Origin of the sequence: Longimicrobium sp. (assembly GCF_036399255.1) — a bacterium.
Lineage (GTDB): Bacteria > Gemmatimonadota > Gemmatimonadetes > Longimicrobiales > Longimicrobiaceae > Longimicrobium.
This window is the reverse complement of the sequence record NZ_DASWNM010000076.1, coordinates 40,555-57,635: the sequence shown is the minus strand read 5'-3', so window position 1 is coordinate 57,635 and position 17,081 is coordinate 40,555. Positions and strand designations below refer to the sequence as shown.

The 17,081-nt window shown below is 70.3% G+C and carries 23 protein-coding genes; 8 read left to right on the top strand and 15 right to left on the bottom strand.

What is annotated here, in order from left to right; genetic code table 11:
* Position 1: 1 nt before the first annotated feature.
* A complete protein-coding gene (locus VGC13_RS12365; RefSeq protein ID WP_331125573.1) occupies positions 2–238 on the bottom strand; it encodes a DUF433 domain-containing protein in 237 nt (78 codons plus the stop codon).
* Positions 239–965: 727 nt separating this feature from the next.
* Between VGC13_RS12365 and VGC13_RS12360 the strand changes: the two genes are divergently transcribed.
* From VGC13_RS12360 to VGC13_RS12350, 3 genes are all read left to right on the top strand, one after another.
* Complete coding sequence (locus VGC13_RS12360) at positions 966–1,913, top strand: alpha/beta hydrolase (RefSeq protein ID WP_331125572.1); 948 nt, start codon at positions 966–968, stop codon at positions 1,911–1,913.
* A gap of 107 nt (positions 1,914–2,020) precedes the next feature.
* Positions 2,021–2,698, top strand: coding sequence for a pentapeptide repeat-containing protein (locus tag VGC13_RS12355; protein ID WP_331125571.1), 678 nt, complete (start codon positions 2,021–2,023; stop codon positions 2,696–2,698).
* Positions 2,699–2,770: 72 nt separating this feature from the next.
* Positions 2,771–3,298, top strand: coding sequence for a hypothetical protein (locus VGC13_RS12350; protein WP_331125570.1), 528 nt, complete (start codon positions 2,771–2,773; stop codon positions 3,296–3,298).
* 124 nt (positions 3,299–3,422) lie between these two features.
* On the opposite strand, the gene VGC13_RS12345 is transcribed toward VGC13_RS12350, so the two are convergent.
* From VGC13_RS12345 to VGC13_RS12315, 7 genes are all read right to left on the bottom strand, one after another.
* Positions 3,423–3,899: a hypothetical protein gene (locus VGC13_RS12345; RefSeq protein ID WP_331125569.1), complete on the bottom strand. Its 477-nt coding sequence runs from the start codon at positions 3,897–3,899 to the stop codon at positions 3,423–3,425.
* Complete coding sequence (locus tag VGC13_RS12340) at positions 3,880–4,332, bottom strand: Panacea domain-containing protein (RefSeq protein ID WP_331125568.1); 453 nt, start codon at positions 4,330–4,332, stop codon at positions 3,880–3,882. Before VGC13_RS12340 ends, VGC13_RS12345 begins: the two co-directional genes overlap by 20 nt.
* Positions 4,333–4,418: 86 nt before the next feature.
* A complete protein-coding gene (locus VGC13_RS12335) occupies positions 4,419–5,201 on the bottom strand; it encodes a gamma-glutamyl-gamma-aminobutyrate hydrolase family protein (RefSeq protein WP_331125567.1) in 783 nt (260 codons plus the stop codon).
* Positions 5,202–5,425: 224 nt separating this feature from the next.
* The gene (locus tag VGC13_RS12330) at positions 5,426–5,656 is read right to left on the bottom strand and encodes a hypothetical protein (protein ID WP_331125566.1); all 231 of its coding nucleotides are present in this window, start codon (positions 5,654–5,656) and stop codon (positions 5,426–5,428) included.
* Positions 5,653–5,862 carry a hypothetical protein gene (locus VGC13_RS12325; RefSeq protein WP_331125565.1) on the bottom strand — a complete coding sequence of 70 codons (210 nt, stop codon included), beginning with the start codon at positions 5,860–5,862 and terminating at the stop codon, positions 5,653–5,655. Before VGC13_RS12325 ends, VGC13_RS12330 begins: the two co-directional genes overlap by 4 nt.
* A 2-nt stretch (positions 5,863–5,864) precedes the next feature.
* Entirely contained in the window at positions 5,865–6,560 is a 696-nt protein-coding gene (locus VGC13_RS12320) for a DUF433 domain-containing protein (RefSeq protein WP_331125564.1), read from the bottom strand.
* A gap of 99 nt (positions 6,561–6,659) precedes the next feature.
* Positions 6,660–7,397, bottom strand: a complete 738-nt coding sequence (locus VGC13_RS12315; RefSeq protein ID WP_331125563.1) for a transglycosylase SLT domain-containing protein — start codon at positions 7,395–7,397, stop codon at positions 6,660–6,662.
* Positions 7,398–7,576: 179 nt separating this feature from the next.
* Between VGC13_RS12315 and VGC13_RS12310 the strand changes: the two genes are divergently transcribed.
* Together VGC13_RS12310 and VGC13_RS12305 are read left to right on the top strand one after the other, a co-directional pair.
* Positions 7,577–7,765, top strand: a complete 189-nt coding sequence (locus tag VGC13_RS12310) for a hypothetical protein (protein ID WP_331125562.1) — start codon at positions 7,577–7,579, stop codon at positions 7,763–7,765.
* Between the two features lie 74 nt (positions 7,766–7,839).
* A complete protein-coding gene (locus VGC13_RS12305) occupies positions 7,840–8,274 on the top strand; it encodes an OsmC family protein (protein WP_331125561.1) in 435 nt (144 codons plus the stop codon).
* An 86-nt stretch (positions 8,275–8,360) separates the two neighbouring features.
* Here the strand turns inward: VGC13_RS12305 and VGC13_RS12300 are convergent, their stop codons facing one another.
* The 5 genes from VGC13_RS12300 to VGC13_RS12280 form a co-directional block, all read right to left on the bottom strand.
* Positions 8,361–8,909 (bottom strand): RNA 2'-phosphotransferase, encoded by a 549-nt coding sequence (locus VGC13_RS12300; RefSeq protein ID WP_331125560.1) that lies wholly within the window; start codon positions 8,907–8,909, stop codon positions 8,361–8,363.
* A 16-nt stretch (positions 8,910–8,925) separates the two neighbouring features.
* Complete coding sequence (locus tag VGC13_RS12295) at positions 8,926–9,573, bottom strand: class I SAM-dependent methyltransferase (protein WP_331125559.1); 648 nt, start codon at positions 9,571–9,573, stop codon at positions 8,926–8,928.
* A gap of 86 nt (positions 9,574–9,659) precedes the next feature.
* A complete protein-coding gene (locus tag VGC13_RS12290; protein ID WP_331125558.1) occupies positions 9,660–10,670 on the bottom strand; it encodes a beta-ketoacyl-ACP synthase 3 in 1,011 nt (336 codons plus the stop codon).
* A gap of 39 nt (positions 10,671–10,709) precedes the next feature.
* Positions 10,710–11,156: a thioredoxin TrxC gene (gene trxC / locus VGC13_RS12285; protein ID WP_331125557.1), complete on the bottom strand. Its 447-nt coding sequence runs from the start codon at positions 11,154–11,156 to the stop codon at positions 10,710–10,712.
* On the bottom strand, positions 11,156–12,094 hold the full coding sequence (locus VGC13_RS12280; protein WP_331125556.1) for a sulfurtransferase: 939 nt from the start codon (positions 12,092–12,094) through the stop codon (positions 11,156–11,158). The genes trxC and VGC13_RS12280 overlap by 1 nt, the downstream gene beginning before the upstream one ends.
* Positions 12,095–12,634: 540 nt before the next feature.
* Between VGC13_RS12280 and VGC13_RS12275 the strand changes: the two genes are divergently transcribed.
* Positions 12,635–12,850, top strand: a complete 216-nt coding sequence (locus tag VGC13_RS12275) for a hypothetical protein (protein ID WP_331125555.1) — start codon at positions 12,635–12,637, stop codon at positions 12,848–12,850.
* Positions 12,851–12,928: 78 nt separating this feature from the next.
* Here the strand turns inward: VGC13_RS12275 and pyrE are convergent, their stop codons facing one another.
* The gene (gene pyrE, locus VGC13_RS12270) at positions 12,929–13,510 is read right to left on the bottom strand and encodes an orotate phosphoribosyltransferase (protein ID WP_331125554.1); all 582 of its coding nucleotides are present in this window, start codon (positions 13,508–13,510) and stop codon (positions 12,929–12,931) included.
* Positions 13,507–13,827, bottom strand: coding sequence for a hypothetical protein (locus VGC13_RS12265; protein ID WP_331125553.1), 321 nt, complete (start codon positions 13,825–13,827; stop codon positions 13,507–13,509). Before VGC13_RS12265 ends, pyrE begins: the two co-directional genes overlap by 4 nt.
* A gap of 291 nt (positions 13,828–14,118) precedes the next feature.
* Here VGC13_RS12265 and VGC13_RS12260 point away from each other — a divergent pair, with 291 nt between their 5' ends.
* Entirely contained in the window at positions 14,119–16,587 is a 2,469-nt protein-coding gene (locus VGC13_RS12260; RefSeq protein ID WP_331125552.1) for a TonB-dependent receptor, read from the top strand.
* The gene (locus VGC13_RS12255) at positions 16,587–17,081 is read left to right on the top strand and encodes a very short patch repair endonuclease (protein WP_331125551.1); all 495 of its coding nucleotides are present in this window, start codon (positions 16,587–16,589) and stop codon (positions 17,079–17,081) included. The genes VGC13_RS12260 and VGC13_RS12255 overlap by 1 nt, the downstream gene beginning before the upstream one ends.

The window sequence follows — 17,081 nt, the reverse complement described above, 5'->3', positions numbered from 1 at the left end:
TTTACCCGTTGCGGCTCCGGTGCCGAGCGTACTGCAGCACCGCGAGGATGTCGTCCCGCTCCAGGTCCGGGTAGTCGCTGAGAATCTCCTCGTGGCTCATTCCGGAGCTCAGCAGATCAAGGATCATCTCTACGGGATAGCGCAGTCCGCGCACGACGGGTTTTCCGTGGCAGATCGCCGGATCGACGGTGATGCGGTTGCTTATCGCTCCAGGATACGGTTGGGCTAGAAGGGTCACGAAACCCACAGAAAAACACAGGAGCCTGACTTCCTGAGGAAGCGCACCACGTGTAACCAGAAGTCACACAACCGATTGCGCGCGACCGAAGGACCTGCTCTCCGCTCGCGAGGGGCGGCTGGTCAATAGAGATCCAGCCCACGGGTTCTGCCGAGGAGATCATGCGATCGGCGCCAAACCCCGTCGTACGGCATGTCCCGCGCTTCGCTCGACCGAACGCACTGGGTATGGGCCGCACACGCCGAACTGTCATTCCGAGGGAGCGCCCGCCCGCACCTTGCCCGACCACAAGGCCCGGCGCACGACTGAGGAATCTGCTTTCCGTTCCTCGTGGCCCGCCGCGACGCCCCGGACTGGCCCTGTCCGGCGGTTTCGCCGCCGCACGTATGGCGCGGGCTGCCGCGTCCGGCCTCGCGTGGACCGACAGCAGATTCCTCGGCCCTGCGACCCGCACCGCATCCGTCCGGCATCAGCGTGGCCGGGCCTCGGAATGACAGTTCCTGGTTCATCCAGCAGGTGCGCCGAGCGCCCCTGGATTCGGGTCGTCCGGCGCGGCGGGTGTGGTAACGTCTGGCGCGCCGCGTTACTTTGCTGCACACGCAGGCGGCGCGGCTCTCCGGGGCCGCGCCGCTCGCGTTGGTTCGCCCATGCGGGGAACGGATCGTGAATGGGCGGGCGGGGACGTGCGGAGGCGGACCTCCGCCAATCGCAGACAACACGGCGGACGATGACGGACGAGACGACACACGGGATGGGCGCGGAGCCGCGGGCCGAATCGGAGCATCCCCCGCAGCCGCGGGCGGGGGATGGCGGCGCGCACGGAAGCTGGACCGGCGCATGGAAGGACTATCCGGGCGAGGCCGACGGGCCGGAGCACACCGTCGTGGGCACCATGAAGGTGCTGGCGCAGCTGGAAAGCCCGCAGCTGGGCAACCGGCGCGACATCCTGGTCTACCTGCCGCCCTCGTACGATCGGTCGCAGCGCCGCTACCCCGTCATCTACATGCACGACGGGCAGAACCTGTTCGACCGCGCCACCAGCTTTGGCGAAGAGTGGGAGGTGGACCAGACGCTGGAGCAGGCCGCGGGCGAGGGGCTGGAGGCCATCGTCGTCGGCATCCCCAACCTGGGCAAGGAGCGGCTGAACGAGTACAGCCCCTGGCACGACCGCAGGCACGACCAGGGCGGCAAGGGCGAGGCGTACCTGGAGTTCATCGTCGACACGCTCAAGCCCATCATCGACCGCGACTTCCGCACCATGCCGGGGCGCGAGAGCACCGGCATCGCCGGGTCGTCCATGGGCGGGCTCATCAGTCTGTACGCCTTTTTCAAGCACCCCAGGGTCTTCGGGTTCGCGGGGGTGATGAGCCCGGCGCTCTGGTTTGGCGGCCGGTCCATCTACCCGTTCGTCAAGGAGCGGCCGTTCGTCCCCGGGCGCATCTACCTGGACGTGGGCACCAGCGAGGGGAGCGAAGAGCTTCACGACGTCCGCCGCCTGAAGGAGATCCTCACGCAGAAAGGCTACAAGACCGGCCGCGACCTGCTGTACGTGGTGGAGATGGGCGGGCAGCACAACGAGCGCGCCTGGGCCCGCCGCATGCGCCGCGAGCTGCACTTTCTGCTCGGCATTCCCCAGCGGGTCACGCCGCCCGTCTGGCAGGCGGATCCGCTTTGAGTGCGGGAGTGCGAGAGTGCGGGAGTGCGGGAGTGCGGGAGTGCGGGAGTGCGGGAGTGCGAGAGTGGGGGATTCGGTGGATGAACCGCAGCTGATGGCTGGGGCGGATGCGTCCTGACCCGCGCAAGTCCAAGGTGATGCGGATCAGTCCGCCGGAGGCGCCCGCGACCGACGAGGTCGCGGACGAGGCACCGGTGCTGGAAAGCGGCGAGGTGCTGGAGGACCTGCGGCTGCGGGATGCGGACCTTGCGGATGCGTCGGCGCCGGGGGTGCGGCTGGAGCGCGTGGCGCTGGAGCGGGTCGCGCTGGCGCGGGCGCGGCTGGCCCGCGCGGTGGTGGTGGATGCGCGCTTCAGCGCCTGCGACATGGCGGGAAGCCAGTGGGAGCGCGCGCACCTGGGACGGGTGGAGATGGAAGGATGCCGTCTCGTCGGCGCCGCCTTTCCGCGCGCCGACTTCACCGACCTGCGCGCGACCGACGTGAACGCCGAGATGGCGATGTTCATCGGCACCGTCTTCACGGCTACGCGCTTCGAGCGGTGCAACCTGCGCGGCGCCTCGTTCGAAGGCGCGGACCTGCGAAACGCGGTGTTCCGCGACTGCGACCTGCGCAACGCCGACCTGTTCAACGCCAGGCTCGAAGGCGCGGACCTGCGCGGCTCCAGCATCGCCGGCGTGCGGGTGGACCTGGGCAAGCTGCGCGGACTGGTGCTGGACGCCTCGCAGGCGCTGGACATCGTGGACCAGATGGGCGTGACCATCAAGCCGCGGGACGAGGACGCGTAGCGGGGAGTCTTGAAACGTGGTTGCACAACGCGCCGTAGGTCCCTGCAGGTGATCGAGAAACCCGCATCCAGGATGCTCCCGATGGAACCCGTTTCGCCGGGCGACTACGTACGGGCGGTGCGCGACGCCAACTTCGAGTCCGACCGCACCGACCGCACGGTTTCCCTCATGGACGTCGACCTGCAGCTGCGCTACGCGCCGGAGCCCGGCGTCGAGATGCGCGTCCAGGGGCTCGACGCGGGCGAACCGGTGGCCGGCGCGGAGTCGGTGCTGTACGAGGGCGCCGCCGAGCGGCCGGCTTCGTATCCGCCCGGACTGCCGTTTCTGCCGGGGGTGAAGGTCTCGGTGTCGCGGTCACCGGCGGGGCCGTCGCCAGTCGCTTCGCTCATGTGGAACGTCCCCGACGCGGAGACGGCGCTCGCGGACCTCCTGGCGCAGTGCGCGGCCAGCGGCTGGGCGCGCGAGCCCGAACCCGATGAACCGCTGATCCCGGGGCTGCGGATGATCCACCTGGAGCGGGAAGGCCGCGAGCGCATGATCAACGTCGTGTCGATCGGCGAAAACGCGATGATCTCGCTGGTGGACAGCGCCCGCGAGTAGGTTCGCGGGGCTGAGGTGGAGGGAGAAACGAGAGCGCCGCCCGCGGATCATGCCGCGGCGGCGCTCTTTCGCTTCCATCGGACGGGCTTTCTGGCCTTGGACGGGCGGCTGCCGTCCGCCCCGGTCAGGTGTGCTTCCGGGGCGCGGGGCACACCTGGTGCTCCGGGTCCCACCACAGCACGCGAAGCACTCCGCCTTCGCGGATGCCGATGATGCGGCGCTTTCCGGTGATCCGCAGCGAGTAGACGTGGTCCGCGTCGTCCTGCTGGATCTCGACCAGACGGTCACGGGCAGGCTTGCCGAGGCGCGCGGTTTCAATGGCGTGGCTGCCGGTCTCCGTGATGGCGTGCCACGTCATCGTCTCCATCTCCTTCATCCGCTGCAGCACCTCTCGCAGCGCATCGCCGCTCAGCGCGCTCCAGCACCAGGGGCCACCCAGGTCAACGATGCGGAACGCCCACAGGGGAAACTCGCCGCCGTAGTCCGGGGCGCCGCCCCGCGGATTCTTGCGGTTTTCTCCCACAAAAGCAGACCGGGGCGACTTGCTGGCGCCCCGGTCCACGAAAGGAGAGGAAGGGCGTTTACCCTTCTTCTCCTTCATCGTCCGGCAAGCTGCTGTAGTACTCGCTCATGGACGCAAGGCTGATCACGGCGTTTCCGCGCTCGCCGTCGGGCAGCCCCCTGCGCGCAAGGCGCCAGGGGTCTTCCTTGTGCGTCATGTCGCTGAGCGTCTGCGCGTTGCGCTGGCCGTAGTACTCCAGGACCGCGTCGACGGTGCTCCGCTGCTCGTCGTCGAGCGCCTTCGCGCTTCCCCGCGGCCACGAACGCACCTCGAACTGTCCGCGGTGCACGTCGTACAGCTCGCGGACCACGGGCCCGTTGGCCCATGCCTCGATGGCTTCGGGAAACAGAGGCTGGTCGTCCCAGACCGTGGACCACGCCTGTGCGTAGTACACCAGCTTCTGCAGCTTCATGGCGGAGAGCGGGCCCTGCCTGCCCACGATGTATGCGGCAACATCATGTGCAGAAACCATCGCTTCCCTCCTTTCCGCTATTCCGTGTGCGAACAAAACCCGAACATCAATCTACGCAGTCCCGTCCAGTCCGTCAAGACTGGACGTCAGGCGAACGCGAGCGACTGCGCGTTGTGGTACTGGTTGGCGGCCTCGATGAAGTCCTCGAACAGCCGCAGGGTGCCCGCGTGGTTGTCCAGCAGCATCTCGGGGTGCCACTGCACGCCCACCAGGAACTGCCCCTCGCGCGTCCCCTCCAGCGCCTCGACCAGACCGTCCGACGCCCAGGCGGTGGCCACCAGCCCCTCGCCCACGCGGTCCACCGCCTGGTGGTGCATGCTGTTCACCATCACCGCGTCCTCGCCCATGGCCGTGTGCAGCCGCGAGTCGGGGGCGATGCGGATGTCGTGCGCCAGGTAGTCGCGCGCCCACCCCGCGCCGGGAAAGTAGTCGTGCTTGATGGCGCCCTGGAACAGCCCCTCGCAGTCCTGCACCAGCGTGCCGCCCGCGGCCACGTTGATCACCTGCAGCCCGCGGCACACGCCGAACACCGGCTTGCCGTCCTCCATCGCCCACCTGGCGAACTGGATCTCCACCACGTCGCGCGGCGGGTCCGTGCGGCCGCACAGCTCGTGGCGCTCGGCGCCGTAGCTGGCGGGGTCCACGTCCACCCCGCCGGCGATGAACACGCCGTCCAGCCGGTCGTAGATGGCGCGCAGCGTCTCGAGGTCGTCGTCCAGCAGCGGCACCATCCAGGGGATCGCGCCCACCTGCGTGCAGGCGTGAAAATACCGCTGGTTCATCACCCACGACGCCGGAAGGTCTTCCGGAATGCGGTCGATGGACTGCAGGGTCTGCGTGGCAATGCCGATGACGGGCCGCTGGCGCATGCTATACAACCTGATGAGGATACGCGACTTACGAAAACGCAACGAATCGGCCGGGGAGGGCAAGATCGGGGCCGCGCGTGTAGTATCGCGCATCCGCCACGTTCCGGCAACCATCCCGTACCCCGCTGCACTACATCCGTTTCCCGCCGCGCACCGGCGGCTCCGGGATCGTCATCCAGCCACGGAGGGGACGCGGCGATCAGATGCCGGCGCGGAAGTGCAGGTCAGTGCCGCCGCTTCTCCCACTCCGCCCGCGTCAGCTTTACCTCTACCCGCCGCGTTCGGATGTCGCCGGGGTCGTCGCGGCTGGGCTGGTAGACCCTGGCGATGAACGGAGGCGGGGTCCGCTCCAGCACGGCGGTGATCTGCGGAAGGCAGCGGAGGAAGTTGCGGGCCTTTTCCTCCGCGGTCAGGTGTCCGCCGGCCAGGCAGAACACCGCCGCTCCGGAGGTCATGATGGCTTCGACCTCCAGCTGGTCGCGCGAGATGCGATGTCGGGCGAGAGGATGGGCCAGCCACGGCGCGCCACCTCGGGCATCCAGGCCACGTCCGCCGCATCCTGCCGAAAGTGGTCCTGGTGCAGGTGAACGACGATCCCTTCGGCGCGCAGGATCGAGGGAAAGATCTTCACGCCCAGGTTGCGGTCCGCGAAGAACTCCAAGGCTACGCCGCGCGCTCGAAGACGATGGCCGCGACGATCCTTTCCTCCGAAAGCCCGTAGTCCGCCACCAGGTCCGCGATGCTTTCGCCCGCGTCGATCCGCTGAACCAGAACGGAGGTCTGGATGCCGGATTCCACCACGGTGGGCCGTCCGAACGCCACCCGAGGATCGATGACCACGGGGGGGGCCTTCTTCTCACCGGGAACCAGCGGGTACAGCCGGATGGGAATGGCGCTGCTGTCCCGCTCCACCCGTTCCAGCTGGGCGGCCAGCAGCTCCTTTACGGCAAGCTGGCCGGACTTGCTCAGGTTTACGAGCTGGCCAAAACGGTCCAGGAAGATGTCACCCCCCGCCGTCTGCATCTCCTTGCTGAGCAGAAGGCGCTGGATGCCCAGCTCGCGCTCGGCGTACGTAATGGCCGGGCGCACGTGCTTCATGGGCACGTCGTGGCGGGTGCGAAGCGCGCGCAGCACGTGCGCCTCGACCAGGTTGTAGAACGACAGCCGCCGGCGGTCCGGGTCCGCGGGCGTGATCAGCGGCTCGAACGCCGCGCCCCCGGTCTGCGCACGCGCGGTATGGCCCGCGACCCAGGAACGGAGGGTCGCGGGCGGAACGTCGATGAAGCGCGCCGCATCCGCGACGCCGTATGCGGGCAGCTCGCGCGGATCACGCCCGTTGTACATCGTCGAAGAAGGCATCTATGCCCTGGTTCGTGGACCCGACACTCAGCACCCGTAAATATACCGAATCGCAGCCAGACCATGCCAGATTTCATGCTTCTGGCGTTCGCGAAGAACTCAGAAGCCGGCGGGGAGGCGCGCGGGGGCCAGCTCGTGGGCAGGGGCGGCGGACGCGGCGGCGGCGGAGTCGTGGCGCACGTGGTTGACGGGGGAGCCGCCGCGCTTGCCCAGCACCAGGTCGGCGTAGCCGTTGGCGGGGTCGCCGCCGGCGCCGCGGATGCGGGCCACGGTGCCGGGGCCGCGGTTGTACGCCGTCAGCGCCTCCTCCTGGTCGCCGTCGTACACGGCGATCAGCTCGCGGAGGTAGCGAAAGCCCAGGCGCAGGTTGGTGTCGCGGTCCAGCAGCTGCGCCCGGGTAATGCCGGGCTGCAGGTACTTGGCGGTGGCCGGCATCACCTGCGTGAGGCCCAGCGCGCCCGCGGAGCTCACCGCGTCGGGGCGGAACGCGCTTTCCACGCGCACCAGGCGAAAGGCCAGCTCGGTCTCGATCCGCTCCGCGCGCGCCGCCCGCTCGATGGCGCCCGCCAGCTCGGTGCTGATGCCGTACCGGCGCGCGTACGCGGCCACCATCCGCTCCCGCGCCTCGGCCGCGCGCGTGGCGGCGACGGCATCGCCCACGCGCGACCACACGGCGGCGGCCACGGCGCGGGTGGGCGGCAGCAGGGCCAGCAGCACCAGCAGCGCCGCCACCCCGGCCGTCCGCGCGGCGGACGGCCGGCCCAGCGGCCCGCCGGCGCGGCGGGGGCTGCGCCGGGGTGCGTTGATGCGTCTGCGCGGCGTGGGACGGCTGGACATCGGCCTCGTCTGGGTCGCTGGATCGCCGGGGGATGCCACCAAGCTACACGGATCACGCTTCATGCGGAACCTTTACGGCGTTTCAGGGGCGTACGAACCGGCGCTCAGGCGAGGCAGAATCACGCTTCGGCACCGCTCGTGCATCCCCGCGCAGCAGAACCCAACCCGGAGGAGGGTCCATGTCATCGTTCGCAACGTTTCTGGTCGGCTACGTAGTCCTGGTGATCGGCCTGGCCATCGCGGCCAGCCTGCTGGGTGTGGAGACCACCTGGATTGCCGTGGGCGTGATCGTGCTGCTGGGAATCGGCATCATCTCGGCCACCAACCGCACCAAGCCGCGCGATCCGCCGCCGCCCAGCACCTACTGAGCGGCCGGTTCGCCTTACGCAGTGCCCGCCCCGTGATGGGGCGGGCTTTTGCCTTGTCACCCATGGAGGAAGCGATGCCGGACGGAGTGCCCGTGGAGTACCCGGTCGAGGTGGCGTGGGAGGGCGGAATGCGCTGGCGCGGCGGGCCGGAGGGTGGCCCCACGCTGCTGACGGACGGCGAGCGCAAGGCGGCGCCCAGCCCGGTGGACACGCTGGTCGTCTCGCTGGCGGCGTGCTCGGCCATCGACGTGGTGGATTACCTTGAAAAGCGCCGCACGCCGCCCACCGCCGCCAGCGTCTCCGTCCGCTTCTCTCGCGCCGCCGAGCATCCGCGCCGGCTGACGGACGTGCACCTGATCTACCGCGTGTCGACGGATTCGCCGCGCGAGCACGTGGAGCGTGCGGTGCAGCTGTCGTTCGACAAGTACTGCTCCGTCGCGGGCTCGCTGGCGCCGGACACGCGCATCGACTGGGAGATCGAGATCTCTCCTCCGGCGGGCGGGGAGTGAGGCGACAGCAGGGAATAGGGAACAGGGAATAGGGAATAGCCGGCACGGGCAGCCGCGCGCTGGCCGCAGGCGGTCTCTCGACCCGTTCAGTTGGTGGGGAAGTCGGTGTACGCGGGGGGGACGGCGGGGGTGAGCCAGACGCCGTTGTCGCTGCGATGGAAGGGGTGGCCGGCGCGGTGCATCTCGCCGGCGCGGACGCGCAGCACTACGGGGCGCCCGTGCCGCCGCCCGACGTTCACCGCCGTGGCCTCGTCCGCGGAAAGGTGCACGTGGGTGCGGCGGCCGGGGATCAGCCCCTGTTCACGGATGGAGTCCAGGTTCCGGTCCGCGGTGCCGTGAAAGAGCACCTCGGGCGGCTCCACGGGCGCCAGGCCCAGCTCTACCGACACCGAGTGGCCCTGGCTGGCGCGGATGCGCAGGCCGTCCGGGCTCAGGGCGAACCGCTGCTTGTCGTTGTCGGCGACCACACGCTCCAGCGTCGGCCGGTCCAGCGCGACACCGGCCCGCGTCGCGGCGGCAAGCAGGTCGTCCACGTCCACCCATCCCGCCTCGTCCAGCCGCAGCCCCACGGACTCCGGCGCGTGCCGCAGCACCCTGCTCAGGAACTTGCTGATCCGAACCAGCGACGCATCCATGTCCTGATCCGCTCTTCTATTGGGATTTGCGCACGCACCACGTGGTCATGGCGCGCAGGTTCTGCACGTTGGTGGTCTTGATGGGGTCCAGCAGCACGCCGCCCAGCGCCTCCGTCCGCGCCAGCAGCCCGGCCTCGTCCACCAGGAACCGCTCCGAGCCGTCCGGCAGGTAGTGGCGGCCGCCGCCCAGCGGCCGCACGCGCGCCTCGATGCCGATGCTGCTGGCCAGCCGCGCGAACAGCAGGCCGCCGGGCCGCAGCACGCGCCACATCTCGTCCACCATCCGCCCGAAGTGCGCCTCGTCCGCCGCAAAGTGCAGCACCGCGCTGCTGATCACCGCGTCCATCGCGGCGTCGGCGAACGGCAGCGCATCCACCTCCGCCACCTGGAAGTTCTCCGCCGGCAGACCGGGCGCGAGCTCCGCCGCCAGCCGCCGCACCCGCTCCACCGACCGCGCATCCCGATCCACCCCGTGGACCGCAAACCCGCCGCGCAGCAGGTAGACCAGGTTGCGCCCGCCGCCGCATCCCGCGTCGAGCACCGTGCGCACGCCGTCGAAGCGCCCGCGCAGCAGCTGGTCGAACAGGTAGATGTCGATGTCCCCGAACGCCTCGCGCAGCGCGGCGGAGGGCGGAGCACCGGATGCGGCGGCGGTGGGCGTCATCGGAGGTTCGCTGGATGAGATCGATGCCCGTGTGCGTCTGGAACCCTGACGCGCGGGCAGATAGGTCGGGCGTTCCGAACGTCTGCCTACCCCAGCACGGCGGCGCCGGCGGTGGCGCCGGCGCCAAAGGAGACCAGCAGGATGGGGCGGCCGTCGGCGGCGCGGCCCGAGCGCAGCGCCTCGTCCAGCGCAATGGGGACGGTGGCCGCGCCGGTGTTGCCCAGCCGGTCGATGTTGACGTACACGCGCGCCGGGTCCAGCCCCATCTCGCGGATCAGCGCCTCGATGATGCGCAGGTTGGCCTGGTGGGGGACGACCAGGCCCACGTCGTCCAGCCCCAGCCCCGCGGCGCGCAGCGCGGCACGCGCCTGCTGCGCCATGGTCCGTACGGCGGCCCGGAACAGCCGCGTCCCCTCCATCCGCAGCAGGTGCGAGCGCTCTTCCAGCACCCGCGCGTCGAACGGGTGCAGCGAGCCGCCGCCGTCGCGCTTGAGGGCGTCCGCCAGCCGCCCGTCCGCCCACCACGAGGTGGCGCGCACCGCCCGCGGCCCGGCCCCCCGCGCCAGCACCGCCGCGCCCGCCCCGTCGGCGAACAGCGGGCCGGTGGAGGGATCGGTGCGGTCCGTCACCGTCGACAGCTTTTCCACGCCCACCACCAGCGCCACCTCGCCGCGCCCGGCGCGCAGGAGCGAATCCGCCAGCACCAGTGCGTAGATCCACCCCGCGAACCCCGCCTCCACGTCGAAGCACGCCGCCCCCCACGCGCCCAGCGCCGCCTGCAGCTCGCACGCGGTGGGCGGGGTAAGGTGGTCCGGCGTGGTGGTGGCGACGATGATCACGCCGACGGCGTCCGCCCGCACCCCCGCGTCCGCCAGCGCCGCGCGGGCCGCGTGCCCCGACATGGACGCCGCGCCCTCGTCGTCCGCCGCCACGCGCCGCTCGCGGATGCCGGTGCGGCGGACGATCCACTCGTCCGTCACCCCCGCCAGCGCGGCCACCTCGGCGTTCCCCAGCACCCGCGCCGGCAGGTACGCCCCCGTGCCGGCCAGGCGCACGGGGGCGGATGGATCAGCGCCCATCCGCCCCCGCTTCGCCATCGATCAACGCCACCCCACTCGTCCGCACGACGCTTCCCGTCACCGCAGCGCGCGGTCGATGAGCGCGTCAAGCCGGGGCTTGGGCAGCGCGCCCAGCTCGCGCCCCACTTCGGCCCCGCCGCTGAACGTGATGAGCGTGGGGATGGAGGCGATGCTGAACTTGCGCGCCAGCATGGGGTTGGCGTCCGTATCCACCTTGGCCACCAGCACCCGGCCGCTGCGCTCGCGGGCCACCTGGTCCAGCACGGGCGCCATCATCTTGCAGGGCCCGCACCAGTCCGCGTAGAAGTCCACCACCACGGGCACCGCCGAATCGGCCACCACGCGGTCGAACACGGCGTCCGTCAGCCGCATGGGCCGGTCGAGCACGATGGGGTTGCCGCACGCGCCACATTTGGGCCCGTCCGCCGCGCGGGCCAGGTCCACGCGGTTCAGGCGCCCGCAGTGGGCGCACGCCACCGTCGCCTTTTGCTGCGCCGTCTGCATTACTGCCCTCCTTCTCCCGTTCCCCGCTCCACCGGGTACTCCTCGCCCCGGCGGCTCCAGTCGATGAACGAACCGTCGTACATCACCACCGGGCGCCGCAGGTAGCGGGCCTGGTAGTAGATGTGGCTGGCCTGCACGCCGGTGCGGCAGTACGCCACGATGGTGTCGCCCAGCGCGGCGTCGGCCAGCGTGAACGGCGCGTGCAGCACCTCGGGCGAGCGCAGGCGCAGGTCCTGGTCGCTCACCAGCGCCGTGCGCCAGAAGATGTTGTGCGCGCCGGGAATGTGGCCGGGGCGGGTGATCCCCTCGCCCGGCGTGTCGCCCGTGAACTCGGCGGGCGGGCGGGCGTCGATGAGCACGATGGTGCTGTCGTTGCCCAGCCGCTCGCGCACCCAGTCGGCGTTCACCACGATGTCGCGCCGCGCGCGCACGGTCAGCGCGCCCGGCCGCACGCTGGGCGCCTCGGTGCTGACGGGATTGTTTTCGCTGCGCCAGCGCTCCAGCCCGCCGTCCAGCAGCGCCGCGTCGGTCTTGCCCAGGTAGTCCAGGGTAAAGAACGCCCGCGCCGCCGCCAGCCCCGCCAGGTCGCCGTAGAGGACCACGCGCGAGTTGTCCGAGACGCCCAGCGCCTCGAAGGTGCTTTCCAGCTGCTCCACCGGCGGCAGTTCGTTGGGCACCCCGCCCTGCTCGGTGACGATGGAGGAAAGCGGCAGGAACCGCGCGCCGGGAATGTGGCCCGCGTCGTACGAGGCACGGTCGCGGCCCACGTGGATGATGACGGTGCGCGGGTCGTTCAGCCGGCGCGCCAGCCCCTCGGTGCTCACCAGGAGCGAGTTGTCCCACTTGGGGAGCGGGTTGGTCTTGGGCATGGACACCAGGCAGCCCGCCGTGGCGGCCAGGATGGCTGCGCTGGCAAGCAGGGAAAACGGCTTTCGCATCGGCGGTCCTCGCGTGTGTTCGCGGATATCGGTTGGCGTGCTGCCCTGAGCGTTACGTCACGCAACGCCATGGCGCAAGGGAAGGGCCGGAAGGTTCCGTAAATGAGACACCCGGGCGCGGGGAGACCCTTACGTGAGCGGGTGAAGGGGTGAGCGGGTGAGCGGGTGAGCGGGTGTGGGCGCGAGTGGGGCGTGCTCCGGCCCAGCACGGGCGCACAAGCACGGGCGGCTAAAGCCGCACGCTGGGACTGCGATAAGCCCCGCCCAAGGCTCGCAAAGCTCGCCCGGCGGGGCTTCACCTGCTCGCGTCCGCGGGGCCGGCGCGCCGGGCGAGTGCCGCGACGATACCGGCGGAAAGCGTGGGAGGTGTTTGCGACGTTTGTACCCTCTCCCACTTGTGGGAGAGGGTGCGAGCCTAAGCGAGCGGGTGAGGGTCCCAGCGGACGCAGCGCGATGCGTTTTCGATGGATTGACCTCGTGCGGCGCGGCGAGGTATCATCCGGCGGTCATCTCACGGGACCATCCCCTGCGGAGTCCGCGATGCGCAAGCCATTCGCCCTGCTCCTGGTCGTCATGCTGATCGCCGTGACGGCGTGGTGGACGATCGAGAACTTCGCGGTTTCGATCGTGCCTGGATGGCACACGCCGATCCTGGCACCCTGGTCGGTCCTCGCCCTCCTGGGTATCGCGGTGCTGCTTGGGATCGCGTTTGTGACCCTGTTCAAGCTCCTGGGCGGCGGGAAGAGCTCCCGCTAGACCGTTTCACGGACGAAGCCCCGTTCGGCGAGCGTGAGCGAGCCGAGACGGGGCTTCTGGCATTTCTAGCCGCGGGCTTTAGCCCGTGGCGGCCTCCCCGCCGGAACCCTCCGCCGAGGCGAGCAGCTCGCTTACGGGAAAAAGGGTGTGCACCGCGTAGCCACGCGCCTCGATGGCCTCGCGGCCGCCGCCCTCGCGGTCCACCAGGGCGATGATCCCCAGCACGATCCCGCCCTCGGCTTCCACCGCATCGCAGGCCTGCAGCGCGCTCTTGCCGCTGGTCACCACGTCCTCGACGACGACCACGCGCGCGCCGGAGGCGAAGCACCCCTCCACCCGCTTGCCGGTGCCGTGCGCCTTGGGCTCCTTGCGCACCGAAAAGGCGTGCACCGGGGCGCCGGCCAGCCACGAGGCGTGCGCGATGGCGTACGCCACCGGGTCCGCGCCCATCGTCAGCCCGCCGACGGACTCGGGCGCCAGGCCGGCGGTGCGCAGAAGCTCCAGGCCCAGCCGCCCCACCAGCGCCTGCCCCTCGGCGTGCGTGGTGGTGGTGCGGCAGTCGATGTAGTAGCGGCTGCGCGCGCCCGACGCGAGCACGAAGTCGCCCGTGCGGAACGAGCGCTCCAGCAGCAGCGCCTTCAGCCGGTCGCGGTCGCTCATGGGGCCACCGGCGGCGGCGTGGGGAGCGCCACCCACTCCTCCAGCGTGCGCGGCGCCGGATACGGCTCGCCGAACTTTTCGTGCAGCGCCTGGATGGCGGCCACCACCCCTTCGTCGCTGCGCACGTCCGAGTCTCCCCCGAACTCCAGGAACTCGATGTACGTGTCCTTGTGGTCCGCCGAGGCGAACGCCCACGCGTGGGCCCCGCGCAGGCTGGCGGCGTGGTGCAGCTTGGCCCACAGCTCCGCGTACTCGGGTATGCGGTCCTGCGGCACGTGGCGGCGAATGCTCACCAGCCGGCGGAGCGTGGTATCCATCGGAAAACCGACCATGGACGTGAGTGAGTGCGATTCGCGAAATCCCCGGACCGGCCGCTGGACGTCGGGGGGGCTGGGGGATGATGATCATCATCCCCCGTGCTCCCCGCCCGCTCCCGCGCGTTCTCCCGGTCAGCGCGCAACTTCGACAGCCGCTCCATCCGCCGCAAGAGCGGCGCGGCGGACCTTTTGCGCAGGGAGCCCGGTATCCCGCGCATGCCACGGATCGGGCGGTCGCCTTCCGCCGCCCGATCCGGCGATTTGCATCACCCGACAAGGATCACACGTCCTTTGCGATATCCAGCTCGTTCCATCCTCCGCTCCCGCGCGCTTCCATGGCACGCGGCGCTCTTCATCGCCCTCCTGGCGTGCCTCGCCCTGCCGCGCGCGGCGAATGCGCAGGAGACGGCGACGGTCGTGGGCCGGGTGCTGAGCCCGGCGGGCGAGCCGCTGGCGGGCGCCACGGTGACCGCCACGCCCGCGGGCGGGGGCCGCGCGCGCCGCACCACCTCCGGCGACGACGGGGCGTACCGGCTGACGGGGCTGCGGCCCGGTGCGTGGACGCTGCGCGCGTCGCGGCTGGGCTACGCCTCCGCCGTGGAGCAGGCGACGCTGGCGGCGGGGGAGCGGCGGGTGGAGCTGCGGCTGGGCGACCAGGCGCTGGTGCTGGACCCGGTTGAGGTGCGCAGCCGGCGCGACACCGAGCGCGAGCGCACGCGGTTCGAGACCGAGGCCGGTGTCACCACGCGCGTCATCACGGGCGACGAGATCAAGATGCTGCCGGGGCTGGGCGAGGCCGACGTGCTGCGCGCGGTGGAGGTGCTCCCCGGCGTGGTCACCACCTCCGATTTTTCCAGCGCCTTCAACGTGCGCGGCGGATCGTCGGACCAGAACCTGATCCTGCTGGACGGCTTCACCATCTTCAACCCCTTTCACCTGGGCGGCCTGTTCAGCGTCTTCAACTCCGACGTCATCGCCCGGGCAGAGCTGCTGTCGGGCGGATTTGGCGCGGAGTACGGCGGGCGCGTGTCGTCGGTGCTCACGGTCGAGACCGACGCGGGCGACGGGGAGTTCGGCGTGGACATGGGCGTCTCGATGCTGGCCACGCGGGTGGCGGTGCGCTCCGGGCTCCCCGGCGGCATCGCCCGGGCGCTGGGCGGCGAGCGGGGGCAGGCGTACGTCTCGGGGCGGCGCTCGTACTTCGACGCGCTGCTGCGGCCGGTGACGGACTTTCCCTATCACCTGACGGACCTGCAGGCGGGCGCCACGATCGAGACGGGCGGCGGCGGGCGGCTGCAGCTGACCGGCTACCTGGGCGAGGACGTGCTGGATCTCTCGGACTTCGACCCGCCGGGGGACGATGACGACGCGGGTGACGTCCTGCGCGTGCGCTGGAACTGGGGGAACGACCTGGCCGGCCTGCGCTGGACGCAGCCGCTGGGCTCGCGCTGGGTGTCGGAATCGCGGCTGAGCTTTTCGCGCTACGCCGAGGCGCTGACCTTTCCGGACTTCGACGACACGCGCTTCAGCTCCAGCATTACGGAGGCGGCGTTCCGGCAGGACTTTACCCGCCAGTTCAGTGGCGCGCTCACCGCCCAGGCCGGCGGCGAGGTGACGCGGATGGAGTACGGCAACCGCGCCGACGCCGGCGGCACCACCTTCTTTGCCAACGGGCGCGACGGGATCTTTGGCGCGGCGTACGGGCAGCTGCGGTGGCAGCCCTCGGCCGCGTGGATCGTGGAGCCCGGCCTGCGCGCGGACCTGGCCCGCGGCGGCGCCGGTGCCTGCGGGGACGGCGACGTGCCGGCGGTGGAGGACGCGGGCGAAGGCGGCACCTGCCTGCTGCTGTCGCCGCGGCTGGCGGTAAAGCGCTTTCTGGGGTCGCGGAGGGACGCGGCGGTCAAGGTGGCCGTGGGGCGCTACGTGCAGTTCCTGCACTCGCTGCGCGACGAGGCGCTGCCGGTGAGCAACGACCGCTGGATCCTGGCGGACGGCTACGTGCCGCCCGTGGTGAGCGACCAGGTGCAGCTGGGGGTGGAGAAGTACTGGGGCGACACGTGGTACGCATCGGCCGAGGCGTACTACCGCTCCTACGACGGCGTGACGGACCTGAACCCGGCGGACGATCCCAACTTGGCCAGTGACGACCTGCTGCGGGGCGACGGCCGCTCGTACGGGCTGGACCTGCTGGTGCGCCGCAGCACCGGCCGGCTGACGGGGTGGACCACCGTCAGCCTGCTGCGCGCGGAGCGCACCTTTCCCGACCCGCTGGCCGCGGGGTTCGAAGGGGTGCCGCAGACGGTGACGTTCTCGCCCGTCTTCGACCGGCGGGTGGACGTGGACCTGGTGCTGCAGTACGACCTGCCGCGCGCGGTGCAGGCGGGGCTGCGGTGGAACTACGGCAGCGGCACGCCGTACACGCGCCCCGCGGCGCAGATCGTGGGGTTCGAGACGGACGTGGCCGACGGCGGCTACCGCCTGCCGCGCCCGGAGGGCGAGGACCCCGACGTGCCGTACTACGTGGTCCCCGGCGACCGCAACCGCGAGCGCTACCCCGCGTACCACCGCCTGGACCTGACCGTGCGCCGCCCCTACGTGCGCCGCTGGGGCACGTTCACCCCGTACGTGCAGGTGCTGAACGTGTACAACCAGCGCAACGTGCTGTTCTACTTCTTCAACTACGACAAGAGCCCGCCCACCCGCAGCGGCATCAGCATGTTCCCCCTGCTCCCCAGCATCGGCGTGGAGGCGAGCTTCTGATGAAGCACGAAAAAAATCCTGTGGAAGTACAGCCGCGTAAAACTACGGTATACAGACCCAAATCTCGTGACGAGATTGCCCGCAACATGGCGGCAATTCGATCAACCGAGAACCGCATTGAGTCAGCGTTGCGAAGCCGAGTCCACAAGATGGGCTTGCGATACCGGAAATACGTTAAAGAGCTTCCCGGCAAGCCAGACTTTATCTTTCCGAAAGAGAGAATTGCCATCTTTGTAGATGGCGATTACTGGCACGGCAGAATCATTATTGAAGAAGGCCTTGAGGCGCTTGAGGCGAGACTCCAAACCCCGAACAAGCAGTATTGGCTAAAGAAGCTCGCTGCCCGAGTTGTCCGGGACCGTGCAGTTACGCTCGCATTGGAGGAAAGCGGTTGGGTGGTGCTACGCTTTTGGGAATCAGATGTAAAGAAGGATATTGAACGGGCTGCAGGGTTAATCGCAGATCAAGTGCGTGCGCGGCGCGCACCCAGATAA